At 63.1% G+C, this 11,897-nt stretch carries 15 protein-coding genes; 10 read left to right on the top strand and 5 right to left on the bottom strand.

Features of this window, described 5'->3' with window-relative positions:
• The 5 genes from sucD to CHB88_RS05770 all read left to right on the top strand — a co-directional run bounded on the left by sucD (nt 1) and on the right by CHB88_RS05770 (nt 4,005).
• The gene (sucD, locus tag CHB88_RS05790) at nt 1-882 is read left to right on the top strand and encodes a succinate--CoA ligase subunit alpha (RefSeq protein ID WP_089398323.1); all 882 of its coding nucleotides are present in this window, start codon (nt 1-3) and stop codon (nt 880-882) included.
• Nucleotides 883-1,025: 143 nt separating this feature from the next.
• The gene (locus tag CHB88_RS05785; protein WP_089398322.1) at nt 1,026-1,724 is read left to right on the top strand and encodes a TerC family protein; all 699 of its coding nucleotides are present in this window, start codon (nt 1,026-1,028) and stop codon (nt 1,722-1,724) included.
• A 113-nt stretch (nt 1,725-1,837) separates the two neighbouring features.
• Nucleotides 1,838-2,644 (top strand): PP2C family protein-serine/threonine phosphatase, encoded by an 807-nt coding sequence (locus tag CHB88_RS05780; RefSeq protein WP_089398321.1) that lies wholly within the window; start codon nt 1,838-1,840, stop codon nt 2,642-2,644.
• 2 nt (nt 2,645-2,646) lie between these two features.
• Nucleotides 2,647-3,264, top strand: coding sequence for an FHA domain-containing protein (locus tag CHB88_RS05775; RefSeq protein WP_245844758.1), 618 nt, complete (start codon nt 2,647-2,649; stop codon nt 3,262-3,264).
• A 243-nt stretch (nt 3,265-3,507) separates the two neighbouring features.
• Nucleotides 3,508-4,005: a pilin gene (locus CHB88_RS05770; protein ID WP_089398320.1), complete on the top strand. Its 498-nt coding sequence runs from the start codon at nt 3,508-3,510 to the stop codon at nt 4,003-4,005.
• 119 nt (nt 4,006-4,124) lie between these two features.
• On the opposite strand, the gene CHB88_RS25815 is transcribed toward CHB88_RS05770, so the two are convergent.
• A complete protein-coding gene (locus tag CHB88_RS25815) occupies nt 4,125-4,601 on the bottom strand; it encodes a pilin (RefSeq protein ID WP_089398319.1) in 477 nt (158 codons plus the stop codon).
• Nucleotides 4,602-4,831: 230 nt separating this feature from the next.
• On the opposite strand from CHB88_RS25815, the gene CHB88_RS05760 reads away from it, so the two are divergent.
• The 4 genes from CHB88_RS05760 to CHB88_RS05745 all read left to right on the top strand — a co-directional run bounded on the left by CHB88_RS05760 (nt 4,832) and on the right by CHB88_RS05745 (nt 7,525).
• Complete coding sequence (locus tag CHB88_RS05760) at nt 4,832-5,335, top strand: tetratricopeptide repeat protein (RefSeq protein ID WP_176442331.1); 504 nt, start codon at nt 4,832-4,834, stop codon at nt 5,333-5,335.
• A gap of 149 nt (nt 5,336-5,484) precedes the next feature.
• On the top strand, nt 5,485-5,772 hold the full coding sequence (locus CHB88_RS05755) for a hypothetical protein (protein ID WP_089398317.1): 288 nt from the start codon (nt 5,485-5,487) through the stop codon (nt 5,770-5,772).
• Between the two features lie 170 nt (nt 5,773-5,942).
• Nucleotides 5,943-6,932, top strand: a complete 990-nt coding sequence (locus CHB88_RS05750; protein ID WP_089398316.1) for a N5-glutamine methyltransferase family protein — start codon at nt 5,943-5,945, stop codon at nt 6,930-6,932.
• Between the two features lie 122 nt (nt 6,933-7,054).
• Nucleotides 7,055-7,525 carry a thermonuclease family protein gene (locus CHB88_RS05745; RefSeq protein ID WP_089398315.1) on the top strand — a complete coding sequence of 157 codons (471 nt, stop codon included), beginning with the start codon at nt 7,055-7,057 and terminating at the stop codon, nt 7,523-7,525.
• A 76-nt stretch (nt 7,526-7,601) separates the two neighbouring features.
• Here the strand turns inward: CHB88_RS05745 and moaC are convergent, their stop codons facing one another.
• Nucleotides 7,602-8,117, bottom strand: coding sequence for a cyclic pyranopterin monophosphate synthase MoaC (gene moaC, locus CHB88_RS05740; RefSeq protein WP_089398314.1), 516 nt, complete (start codon nt 8,115-8,117; stop codon nt 7,602-7,604).
• Between the two features lie 65 nt (nt 8,118-8,182).
• Between moaC and CHB88_RS05735 the strand changes: the two genes are divergently transcribed.
• Complete coding sequence (locus CHB88_RS05735; protein ID WP_176442330.1) at nt 8,183-9,733, top strand: beta-barrel assembly-enhancing protease; 1,551 nt, start codon at nt 8,183-8,185, stop codon at nt 9,731-9,733.
• Between the two features lie 12 nt (nt 9,734-9,745).
• Here the strand turns inward: CHB88_RS05735 and CHB88_RS05730 are convergent, their stop codons facing one another.
• The 3 genes from CHB88_RS05730 to CHB88_RS05720 are packed head-to-tail and all read right to left on the bottom strand — an operon-like array spanning nt 9,746 to nt 11,773.
• Nucleotides 9,746-10,348: a DUF2946 family protein gene (locus CHB88_RS05730; RefSeq protein ID WP_089398312.1), complete on the bottom strand. Its 603-nt coding sequence runs from the start codon at nt 10,346-10,348 to the stop codon at nt 9,746-9,748.
• Nucleotides 10,349-10,350: 2 nt separating this feature from the next.
• Complete coding sequence (locus tag CHB88_RS05725) at nt 10,351-11,310, bottom strand: YheT family hydrolase (protein ID WP_089398513.1); 960 nt, start codon at nt 11,308-11,310, stop codon at nt 10,351-10,353.
• A 31-nt stretch (nt 11,311-11,341) separates the two neighbouring features.
• A complete protein-coding gene (locus CHB88_RS05720) occupies nt 11,342-11,773 on the bottom strand; it encodes a YybH family protein (RefSeq protein WP_089398512.1) in 432 nt (143 codons plus the stop codon).
• Nucleotides 11,774-11,897: the final 124 nt, after the last annotated feature.

Genomic DNA, 11,897 nt, shown 5'->3' with positions numbered 1-11,897 from the left:
ATGTCGATTCTGATTAACAAAGATACCAAAGTCATCACCCAGGGCATCACCGGCAAGACCGGCCAGTTCCACACCCGCATGTGCCGCGAGTACGCGAACGGCAAGAACTGCTTCGTCGCCGGCGTGAACCCGAAGAAGGCAGGCGAGGATTTCGAAGGCATCCCCATCTTCGCCAACGTCAAGGCAGCCAAGGCTGAAACCGGCGCCAACGTCTCCGTCATCTACGTGCCGCCCGCCGGCGCCGCCGCCGCGATCTGGGAAGCCGTCGAAGCCGAACTCGACCTGGCGATCTGCATCACCGAAGGCATTCCCGTGCGCGACATGCTGGAACTGAAGGACCGCATGGCCAAGGCCGGCAGCAAGACCCTGCTGCTCGGACCGAACTGCCCGGGCCTGATCACGCCTGACGAAATCAAGATCGGCATCATGCCGGGCCACATCCACAAGAAGGGCCGCATCGGCGTGGTATCCCGCTCCGGCACGCTGACCTATGAAGCCGTGGGCCAGCTGACCGCCCTCGGCCTCGGCCAGTCCTCCGCCGTCGGCATCGGCGGCGACCCGATCAACGGCCTGAAGCACATCGACGTCATGCGCATGTTCAATGACGATCCCGATACCGATGCCGTCATCATGATCGGCGAAATCGGCGGTCCGGACGAAGCCAACGCCGCGCGCTGGATCAAGGACAACATGAAGAAGCCGGTGATCGGCTTCATCGCCGGCGTCACCGCGCCTCCGGGCAAGCGCATGGGCCATGCCGGCGCGCTGATCTCCGGCGGCGAAGACACCGCTGACGCCAAGCTGGCCATCATGGAAGCCTGCGGCATCAAGGTCACCCGCAACCCGTCCGAGATGGGCCGCCTGCTGAAGTCGGTTCTCTAAGCGTCGGCTGGCCGGCGGCGCCCGTCGCCGCCGCAAAGGCGACGAACCGAACCTGAAGCACGAGCGGGGAGCCGAGGCTCCCCGCTCGTGCTTCTGACAATAACAATATAAATACACGACAAACTTAACCTTCACGAGACATCATGGAATTCTTATCCTCCCCGATTTTTTGGGCCGCATTGGGCAATATCATCCTGATCAACATCGTGCTGTCCGGTGACAATGCGGTCGTGATTGCGCTCGCTTCCCGCTCCCTGCCGCCTCATCAGCAGCGCAAGGCCATCGTCTTCGGCAGCGCCGCGGCGATCGTCATGCGTATCATCCTGACCATTTTCGCGCTGAAGCTGCTCACGCTGCCCTACCTGAAGATCATCGGCGCCTTCCTGCTGCTCTATATCGGTATCCAGCTGCTCGCCGAAGGTGATGAAGATGCCGACGTGAAGGAGCATTCCACCATGGCCGGCGCGATCCGCACCATTCTGGTGGCCGACCTCGTCATGAGCCTCGACAACGTGCTCGGCGTGGCCGCCGCCGCCAAGGGCGACATCACCCTGCTGGTGCTCGGCCTGGCCATCAGCATCCCGCTGATCATCTTCGGCAGCGCCATCATCCTGAAGCTGATGGAGAAGCTCCCCATCATCATCACCCTGGGCGCAGCGCTGCTCGGCTATCTTGCCGGCGAAATGCTGATTTCCGACACGGCGCTTTCTTCATGGGTTGCGGCCAACTTCCCGCATCATGAAATCTTCGGGCTGAGCATTCCCGGACTGGTCGGCGCAGCCATCGTGGTCGCTGTCGGCCATTGGCTGGCCAACCGTTCCGCCGAACCCAAGGAAGCATGATCGACCCCGGGCCTTGAACGCCCGGCAGCGCTTCCGCCCTGTTCGTTCCAGCCAGTGGCGGAAGCGCGTTCCGAAAGGTATTCGAACCGATTATTCGCTCGTATAATCGTTTCATGGAACACCCGATCGGATTGGAATTCTTCGCCGAGACAGACATCGGCCTCGTGCGCTCCCGGAACGAAGATGCCTTTGCCATCAGTCCCGAGCAAGGCTTCGCCATCCTGGCCGACGGGATGGGCGGCCACAATGCAGGCGAGGTCGCCAGCACCATCGCCATCAAGACCATCCGGCGCCAGCTGGAAAATTTTTTCCCCGCCTTTCACGCTTCCCTCGGTGCGACGACTGACGACACGTCGCTGCAACCGTTGTCGTCATGCCTGGATGATGCAGTCATGCAGGCCAATGCCGCGATCCTGCGCGCCGCCGAAAACAATCCCGAGTACTTCGGCATGGGAACCACCGTCGTGGTGGCCGCATTCCACGGCGGCTTCGTGACGATTGCCCATGTCGGCGACTCCCGGCTGTATCGATTGAGGGAAGGGCGCCTGGAGCAGCTCACCCTGGATCATTCACTGCTGCAGCGACAGATAGACCAGGGCCGGTTGACCACCGAACAAGCCGGCTTCCTGCCCGTACCCAATCGCCTGACTCGCGCGGTGGGCGTCGCGCCGGCACTGGAGATCGACATACAGCGGCATGCGATTTTGCCGGGCGATGTGTATCTTCTCTGCTCGGACGGCCTGACCGACATGCTCAGCGACGCCGACATCAGGCAGGTGCTGGCCCAGGAATGGCCGACGCTCGCCGCCGCCAGCGCTGAACTCATCGTGGAAACCAACACCCGCGGCAGCCGCGACAACACCACCATCATCCTGGTCCGTGCGCTTGCCTTGCCCGGCGAGCGCGGAAGGCAAGCGTAATCATGGCGAAGATCATTCTGCTGTCGGAAGACATGGCGCGGCAGGAACTGCTGCTCACCGACGTGCCCCTCACGCTGGGACGGAAATCCGAAAACGATCTGGTGCTGGAGCATCCGGCCGTCAGCGCCCGCCATGCCGAGATCGTGCCGGAGAACGACGGCTATTGTCTGCTGGACCTGGACAGCACCAATGGCACGCTGGTCAACGGCGCGCGAGTAAGGCGCCATCTGCTGCGGCATGGCGATGTGATCGAGATCGCCTCCTTCCGCATCGGCTTTGCCGAGCCGGACAGAAAAGGCGCAGACAAGCCGTCAACGGCAGCCGCGCCGGTTTCCCCGGCCCCCTCGCGCGCCGCGCCGCGCCTCGGCGTGATCGAAGTCCTGGACGGACCGAATGCCGGCAAAACTCTCACGCTCACCAAGACCCTTGCCACCATCGGCTTGCCTGATACCCAAGTTGCGGTGGTCTACCAGCGCGGCGATGCGTATTACCTGATGCATGTGGAAGGCCCTGCCAGCCCGCGGATCAATGGTCGGGCGATCGGCGCCGAAGCCTGCCTGATGCGGGACGGCGACCTGATCGACTTTGCCGAGACGGGGATGCGCTTTCGCATGATTTGACGGCTACGGATATTAGAGCGGTCGGCAGGAAGCGCAACCTCAGCCGGCGCGTCATGCGCAAGATGACAAGCCGTGGAAGTCCAGTGGACGAGACTTGTCACCTTCATCACCTTTCAGCGTCAGTTTCCTTGTAAAAGAAATAAGAAAAACGCGTTTTTCCCGTGTCAAGGCCATGGCACGGTCGCTGCAATATCTCCCTCGAGGCAGAAATTGTTCTACTCAACTTCTCAAGGGAGATAAAACATGGCACCGAAACTGATCAAGAAGGCGCAAAGCGGTTTTACCCTCATTGAATTGATGATTGTGGTGGCGATCATTGGCGTACTGGCGGCAGTGGCAATACCTCAATATCAGGACTACACCCTGAAAGCCAAGTGGTCATCGAACGTCGCATCGATAGACGGCATGAAAACCGCGATCTTCGCCTGCATGAACGAGAATCAAAATGACGGCTCGCAATGCGATTCCGTTACCGAACTTAACGGCCACGGCTTCCCGGGTACGGCGCTGCCGACACCAAACTATGCAACTGGTGCCGTCACATTGGCAGGTACGGCGGGCACTGGCGGTGCCTCTGGTAACGTAACCATTACGTTTGCCGGAAACGCAGAAGCCGGAGGCTACACATATAAAGCCGCTTGTGCTGGCACCGCCAATGGCACTATCAACTGCCAGTCCGTTTCCGGGGATACGCTGCCAAGCAAATCGGGATACAAAACTGGTGCAGGCAATCCGCGGTAATTCCATATGCGGCTTGCTTGCCTAAACCGTGCCCCAAATGCACGCTAAGGCAGGAATGCAAAACGCCCCATCACTGGGGCGTTTTTGCTTTGTGGCGTCACGCCACTCGGGAGACCGGATTAGGTCTTCGGCAGGTACTTGGAATTCACGGTGCTGTTGGTGGTGTCAACCGTGGTGGTGCACTGGGCGCCGGCGACGCAGGTGATGCTGTAGACCACCAGCTTGCTGTCGACGGAAGTGTCGTTGGTGCCCTGCATCTTGACTTCGACGGTGCCGGCGGTGGCGCTGGAGCCCTTGGCAGTCACGGAAGTGACGTACTTGCTCTTGATGGTGGTGTCGACCGGGAGGTTGAAGATGTTGCCAGTGGCGGTATTGTCGGTGTTGGCCGCCAGCGTGCCTTCATTGAAGGCCTGAGCGATGGCCAGACGCGCCGGTGCGGAGATCGACGTGGCTTCGCTGACCTTGGCTTTCATGGTGTAGTCGGAATAGGCCGGGATTGCAACGGCGGCCAGAATGCCGATGATGGCCACGACGATCATCAGTTCGATCAGGGTGAAGCCCTGTTGTGCCTGCTTTTTGAATTGAGCGACTTTCATGTTAATCCCCTAGATGTTGTCAAACGGTAGATTGGCTGTCCTGCCAATGCCAAGTAATATGCATCTTGCGTGCCAGCAATAGAACAGGTGAAATACCGCAAACCGGGGTGTTTTAAGGCGCGATTGCCGCCTGTTTTGCCTGGACACGCATGGTTGCCGGCGAGAAACCCATGCCAACTTCTCGTGGCAACCTGCAAACCCTTGTCATTGGATTGCGGAACGGACCCATCGTGAGAACCATCAGCCTTGCCAGCTTTGCCACATTGACCGAACAAAGCGAACGCACCCTGCGCCGGCGCATTGCCGACAAATCCCTGCCTTACCTGCGGGATGGCGGCGCGCTGAACAAGGTCCTCATTCCGCTGGATGAAGTCCGTTATCAGATCGCCATGCCGATCGATGACGACGATCTTCATCTCATCCATCAGGCCGATGCGGGCGACTCCCGTTCCCAAACCGACGTGGCGCTGCTCTTTCTGGAGCATGGCAAGCCGGAACAAGCCATCTGGTGGCTGGAGGCTGCCGCCAAACAGGAAGATGCCGAAGCCATGCACTGGCTGGCGCGCTGTTTCATCGACGGCATCGGCGTTCGGCGCGATGCGCATCTCGGCCTGATGTGGCTGTCCCGGGCAGCCGCGCGTGGACACGAGATTTCGGCTGCGCAGATTCAATCGATTCTCGCCAGCGTGCCCGCGCAACCGCGAGAAGCAAGGGAAGCCGCCGCCGTCTTCTGACCGCTGGTTGCCAATCAGGCAAAGCGGCAGACAGACCGTTTGCCGTGATAACCAAATTCAATTCCCATAGGAACCTTTTCCGGCCGGTAACCTCATAAACGCATGAGCCGCGTTGATTCGCGGCATGCAAATTGAGGAAGGAACCGGTGTTGAAGAAGTTTGAAACCCATGCCAAGCCCGTCTCGGTGGCATTGATTTCTATTGCATTGACCACCTGCCTGACTGGCTGCGGCGGCGGTCCGCTGGAAGACGAGGCATCCTTGGGCGCTCAGCCGGCGCGCAAGGTTACGTACAGTGCGCAGCGCGGCGTCGTTCCGGTCGAAGACAATTTCGGCAATTTCAATCCCTCCATTTGGAATGAGCGCAACTGGTATGACTGCGATTGCGGCCGCCACCAGGCGCCTTCTGCTCCCACGCCCTGGAAGCAGGGCAACTGATGTACGGGGCCGGCGCCATGCCGGCCCAAGCCACCCCGCCGGCCGGGCTGAGCCAGATTAAGAAGCGCTCATGGCCGATGAATCAAGTCTTCCGACCATAGTCGAAACGTCATTTCCACCTTCAGCAGCATGCCGCCCCATGCCGGCATCTGAGCCGTCAGGAACCCGGGATGACCATGCGCGACAATCCGAACGAATACGCCGACGACGCGGCGCTGCTCGCCGACCGCGATGCGGCTCTGGTGGAGATGGTGCGCTGGCTGGCGGCGCGCTCATATCGATTCACCACCGTCACGCCCGCTACCCACCGGCGCGTCAACGATCGCCCGGAAAACCGGGCCGCATCCAGTCTGGAAGACATCTTCGGCTGGAGCCGTCCCTTCGATGCCGCCATCGTCCCGGATGAACTGCTGGCCTTGATGCGCCGGGCCGGCATCGTTTTTCAGCACGATGATGCATGGCGCTGCATGGCGCGCGTCTCGACGCTGGGGCCATGGCGCCTGCTGCATTCCGCCTTCCCGACCGACGCGCCCGACGCGGTTTTCTTCGGGCCGGATACCTATCGCTTTGTCAACGCGCTGCAGCGCCATCTCGATCTGGTGGAGCCTGGCCTGCGGATCGCCCGGGCGGTGGACATCGGCGCCGGCGCCGGTCCCGGCGCGATTGCCATTGCCGCTGCCCGGCCCGGCGCCGAGGTACTGGCAGCCGACATCAATCCGGCCGCCGTTCGCTTCGCCGCGCTCAATGCCCATCTTGCCGGCACATCCAATGTATCGGCCTGCCGCAGCGACCTGCTGCGCCAGGTAAGCGGCGGCTTCGATCTGATCGTCTCCAATCCGCCCTACCTGGTCGACGCCGGCGAACGAACATACCGGCACGGCGGCGGACCGCTCGGCGCGGGCTTGTCGCTGGCCATCATCGACGCGGCACTGGAAAGATTGAACCCTGGCGGAACGCTGCTGCTGTACACCGGCAGCGCCATCGTTCGCGGTCAGGATGCGTTTCGCGAAGCGGCCGTCGAGCGGCTGGCCAGAGCGGGATTTGCCTGGACCTACGAAGAATTGGATCCGGACGTCTTCGGCGAGGAACTGGAACAGGAGGCGTATGCCGGCGCCGATCGCATCGCCGCCGTCTGGCTGACGGCGAAACGCACGACATGAATGCTTGTCAAGCCAACATGATCTGCATCTTCCCGACGTTGACGTGGGGAGGGGCCATGCAGGCTTATGCAAAATTACAACATTCGATTACACTGCTCCATTACAAGATCCTTACCTCTGGAATGAGCAGAATTTTCCTCGTATTGGCCGGCATCCTGCTGTCGCTCCCCGTCTTCGCCCACAAGGTAATCGGCATCGCCGACGGTGACACGCTTACCCTGCTGGTGGACAAGCAACCGCTCAGAATCCAGCTGGCCAACATCGACGCGCCGGAGCGCGGCCAAGCTTTCGCCTCGGCGGCATTGAAGTCGCTATCGGATCTCTGCTTCGGGAAGGATGCGGAATACCGAACCGTGGATGTCGATAAATATGGCCGCACGGTGGCGATCGTGTCCTGCGAGGGCGTGGAAGCCAACCGGGAGCAGGTGGCGCGCGGCATGGCCTGGGTCGACCCCCGTTTCAATCAGGACCAGACCCTGGCTGTGGTGGAAGAGCAGGCGCGCAAGGAACATCGCGGCTTGTGGGTCGATCCCGATCCGGTGCCGCCCTGGGATTACCGCAGCAATCGCCAGCGCGGCCGGCACAACGACTGATTCGTTTCTGCAGCGGCAGCGCATGCCGCGCCGTGAAATTGAAACCTGCCGGGGCAGGGGCTGGACAAGGACGGTCTCAGCCGGCCACCCAGTCCCCCGACTTTCCGCCGTGCTTCTCCAGCACCTTCACATCGGTCATCACCATGCCGCGGTCCACCGCCTTGCACATGTCGTAGATGGTGAGCAGACCGACCTGCACCGCCGTCAGCGCTTCCATTTCCACGCCGGTCTTGCCGTAGGTTTCGACGCGGGCGGTGCAGTGGATGCTGGAAGAGGCTGCATCGATATCGAAATCCACCGCGACGCGCGTCAACGCCAGCGGATGGCAGAGCGGAATCAGGTCGCTGGTGCGCTTGGCGGCCATGATGGCGGCGATGCGGGCGATGCCGATCACATCGCCTTTCTTGGCGCTGCCCGACTGCACGATGGCCAGCGTTTCCGGTTTCATGCGGATGGTGCCGCCCGCCAGCGCGACACGATGGGTTTCGTTCTTCGCGCCCACATCGACCATGTGCGCCTGGCCGCCCGCATCGAAGTGAGTGAGGCCGCCCTGCGCGTTTTCGGCATTGCCGCTATGCTTGCTGTTATCCATGGTAAAGACCTGTAAAGAGAGTCGGGGCTGCTTGAACGATCCGTCGGGGCGGGTATCATAACATCGTGAAAACGAAACTTTTCCAGCATGGCCATGTCGGTTCCGGCCGGCGCCTCGTGGCGCTGGCGCTGGCCATTGCCTGCGCGGTGCCGGCCTCGCTGGCGCCGGTCTCCATCAGTGCGCAGAACCTGCCGAATCTCGGCGATACCGACCGGGAAGAGCTGTCGCCGCAGATGGAGCGCAAGCTGGGCGAGGAAATCATGCGCGACATTCGGCGCGACCGCGATTACCTCGACGACGGCCCGCTCAATGAATACCTGAATTATTTCGGCAGCAGCCTGGTAGCCATCCATCCGGAGGCGCGCGGCGAAGCCGGCTATGACTACAACTTCTTCGCCGTGCGCGACCCGATGCTGAATGCCTTCGCGCTGCCGGGCGGCTTCATCGGCGTGCATTCGGCGCTGATCCTCGCGGCGCAGAGCGAATCCGAACTGGCCTCGGTGCTGGCGCACGAGATCGGCCACGTTTCCCAGCGCCATATCGCCCGCATGATCGGCCAGCAGAAGCAGGACGCGCTGATTCCGCTGGCGGCGATGGTCATGGCGGCGCTGGCGGCCCGCTCCAGTTCGAACGCTTCCGCCGCGCTGATGATGGGCGGGCAGGGCTATGCGATGCAGCGCCAGCTCAGCTTCAGCCGCGATGCCGAGCGCGAGGCGGACCGGGTAGGCCTGCAGATTCTCGGCCAGGCCGGCTTCGATACCTCCGGCATGATTTCCTTCTTCGGCCGCCTGCAGAACGCCACTCGGGCCTACAACGACAGCGCGCCGGCGTATCTGCGCTCCCACCCGCTCACCACCGAGCGCATCGCCGACATCCAGGCCCGCACCCGCAACCAGCCCTATCGCCAGCATGCAGACACACTGGACTTCCATCTGATCCGCGCGCGAACCCGGGTACTGCAGGACCTGTCGCCGCAGGGCTTGCGCGATGCCGGCACCGCGCTGGAAAACCAGCTGCAGCAGAAAAACGCGATCCAGACCGCGGCGGCGAAATACGGTCTTGCTTTCCTTGCCCTGCGCCAGGGCGCGCTCGACCGCGCGCAGACCCTGCTGCAAGAATCGCAGGCGTCGGCGCGCAGTTCCGGCGCGGCGATCAAGACCTCAGCCTATCCAAGCCTGGCGATCGACATCAAGCTGGCGGCGCGCCAGCCGGACGAGGCCCTCAGGGAGGCGAAGGCGGCGCGCGAGCGCTATCCGCTGTCGCGCGGGCTGGTCTGGCAATACGCGGATGCGCTCATCGCCGGCAACAAGTTCGACGAGGCCATCACCTTCCTGCGCGACCAGGCCCAGCTCTACCGCAGCGAGCAGCAGCTGCAGGATCTGCTGGCCCGCGCCTACGCGGCGCAGGGCAAGCAGGCGCTGCAGCACATGGCGCTGGCCGAATCCTATGCCTTGTCCGGCAGCCTGCTGGCGGCGCTCGACCAGCTCGGCATCGCGCGCCGTTCGCCGGATGCTTCGTTCTACGACCAGGCGGTGATCGACGCTCGCGAGCGCGAACTGCAGACGCGCTGGCGCGAGGAATCCAAGGCAGGGCAGGCGGGACAGAAAGGGAAGTAGCCCGGAAGCGGGTCAGCCCGCGTCCGGGCTGGGAATGCGGGTATAGCCAAAGCGGCGCGGCAGTTCATCCGATGCCACTTTTTCCACCGGGACCGCGCCCGCCGGAAGCGCCAGCGACATGCGCGCCGTCGACGCCGCATTCTCCACCCAGGCCAGCAGCTGTTCGTCGCTCACCGCAACGCCGTCGAGCCGAAGCAGCGGCAATACCTGGGCCATGTCGCGATCATCCAGCTGCGCCGTTCTGTCCCCGGCGACCAGCACCAGTTCTCCCTTCTCGGTGATGCAGGCGGTATCCACTTTTTCGAGCGCTGCGCCGGTCTGCAGCAGGAAACCCCGCGCCGGGTCGGTGCGGGCGATGAAGGGCGTGGCCTCCAGGTTGACGTAGACCCGCTGCGGCCCGTTCTGGAAGTACCAGCGGCCGGCGCCGTCATGGGTGTAATTGCGGTTGATGAAGCCCTGCAGCGCCGCATTCATGATGCGGTCGCCCGGCAGGTTCAGCGCCTGCGCCCGATCGTCGCGCATGCGCCAGGCGCCGCGCGCGTCCAGGGCCAGCCAGCCGAAGCAGTGCGGAACGTTGGGCCATTTGGCCATGGCTTGCCTGACGATCTCATCCATCGCTAGCCTCCGTTGACGAGGAACCGGTGTATGCGCTGCGGCAGCCAGGCAAGGCTGCCCGGCGGGCCGCCGGTGGCGAAGCCGACATGGCCGCCCTCGCGAGGATACTCCAGCCTGACGGCAGCCGATGCCGACTGCGGCAAATGCCGCTCCGGCAGGAAGGGATCGTTTCTGGCGTTCAGCACCAGCGTCGGCACGGTGATGGCGTCCAGCACATGCCTGGCGCTGGCCCGGTGCCAGTAGTCGTCGGTGTCGCGGAAGCCGTGCAGCGGCGCGGTCACCGCATTGTCGAATTCATACAGGTTGCGCGACCTGAGCATCGCGTCGCGGTCGAACAGGTCGGGGAACTGTGTCAGCTTGGTGAGGCACTTCGGCTTCAGCGTCTGCAGGAACACCCGGGTGTAGATCATGTTCACGCCGCGCGAAAGCGCTGCGCCGCCGCCGGCCAGATCGAGCGGCGCGGAAATGGCGCAGGCGGCATCGACGAATTCCGCTCGATGTCCCGATTCACCCAGCCAGCGCAGCAGCGCATTGCCGCCGAGGGAAACGCCGACCGCATAGAAGCGGCTGGCGGCTGGATCCTGCTGCTTCCGCTGCTGCGCCAGGCGCCGGATGATCCAGTCGATCTCTTCGGCATCGCCCGAATGATAGAAGCGGGGCGCGGCATTGATCTCCCCGGAGCAGCCGCGGAAATGCGGCACCGCGCCGCTCCAGCCGAGCGCGCGGATATGCGCCATCAGTGCGCGCGAATAGTGGCTGTCGGAGGAGCCTTCCAGGCCGTGGAACAGCACCAGGAAGGGCTGGCCTGGCTCGCCGTCGACGAAATCGATGTCGATGAAGTCGCCGTCGGGCGTGGGCCAGCGCTCGCGCTGGTAATCCACCGCCGGCTTGGCGATGCATTTGGCGGGATAGATAGTTTGCAGATGGCCGCCGGGCAGCCAGCCTGGAGCAATGTAGTTCATGTCCTGCATAGGGAGGCGGCCGGCATCGGCATCAATGCAGCAGCGTCGCCACCGGCACGTCCGCCGGCGCTTCGCCCGGCACGACGGACGCATGGTGAGCCACCAGGCGCCAGCCGCGGTGGGTGTTCATGTAGACGTTGGTGGCGAGGATGTGGATGTCCTGCGGCGTGGCGCTGGTGCGGTGCACTTCCTCGATGATGTTGTGCACCGAGGTCATGACGTTCTGCACCACTTGCACCTGCACCGGACTGATGTCCACGCCGCCCTGTTCGAAGATCTGCTCGAAGGCGGCGCGGATGGCGCCATGGCCGACCAGGCGCGGCGCGCCGGGGTGGATGCAGACGATGTCTTCCTCATCCGCCCACAGGCTCATTACCGCCTCGATGTCGGCGCGGCGGATGGCGTCGTAGAAAGCGGCTTCGGTTTCCGCCGGTGTCTGGAACAGGCTGGAGGGTTCTGGCATGGTGCGCCTCTTGTTGGCATTGGCTGAAGGCAATGCCGGGCGCCGTCGGCGCCGGCATGCATGCAGGCAGTATAGGGCAGTGGGGTTGTCCGGTCCGGCGCCCGGCACGCGGGGCATGGGGCCG

The sequence above is a fragment of the Noviherbaspirillum humi genome (assembly GCF_900188095.1).
In the GTDB taxonomy this organism is placed as follows: Bacteria; Pseudomonadota; Gammaproteobacteria; order Burkholderiales; family Burkholderiaceae_D; genus Noviherbaspirillum; species Noviherbaspirillum humi.
The sequence above is the reverse complement of the archived record's forward strand: the minus strand, read 5'-3'. Positions and strand labels throughout refer to the sequence as shown.

Bases quoted from the DNA above. Each gene is read 5' to 3' on its own strand.
- sucD (WP_089398323.1), top strand. From the start codon at position 1: ATGTCGATTCTGATTAACAAAGATACCAAAGTCATCACCCAGGGCATC.
- CHB88_RS05785 (WP_089398322.1), top strand. From the start codon at position 1,026: ATGGAATTCTTATCCTCCCCGATTTTTTGGGCCGCATTGGGCAATATC.
- CHB88_RS05780 (WP_089398321.1), top strand. From the start codon at position 1,838: ATGGAACACCCGATCGGATTGGAATTCTTCGCCGAGACAGACATCGGC.
- CHB88_RS05775 (WP_245844758.1), top strand. From the start codon at position 2,647: ATGGCGAAGATCATTCTGCTGTCGGAAGACATGGCGCGGCAGGAACTG.
- CHB88_RS05770 (WP_089398320.1), top strand. From the start codon at position 3,508: ATGGCACCGAAACTGATCAAGAAGGCGCAAAGCGGTTTTACCCTCATT.
- CHB88_RS25815 (WP_089398319.1), bottom strand. From the start codon at position 4,601: ATGAAAGTCGCTCAATTCAAAAAGCAGGCACAACAGGGCTTCACCCTG.
- CHB88_RS05750 (WP_089398316.1), top strand. From the start codon at position 5,943: ATGACCATGCGCGACAATCCGAACGAATACGCCGACGACGCGGCGCTG.
- CHB88_RS05745 (WP_089398315.1), top strand. From the start codon at position 7,055: ATGAGCAGAATTTTCCTCGTATTGGCCGGCATCCTGCTGTCGCTCCCC.
- moaC (WP_089398314.1), bottom strand. From the start codon at position 8,117: ATGGATAACAGCAAGCATAGCGGCAATGCCGAAAACGCGCAGGGCGGC.
- CHB88_RS05730 (WP_089398312.1), bottom strand. From the start codon at position 10,348: ATGGATGAGATCGTCAGGCAAGCCATGGCCAAATGGCCCAACGTTCCG.
- CHB88_RS05725 (WP_089398513.1), bottom strand. From the start codon at position 11,310: ATGAACTACATTGCTCCAGGCTGGCTGCCCGGCGGCCATCTGCAAACT.
- CHB88_RS05720 (WP_089398512.1), bottom strand. From the start codon at position 11,773: ATGCCAGAACCCTCCAGCCTGTTCCAGACACCGGCGGAAACCGAAGCC.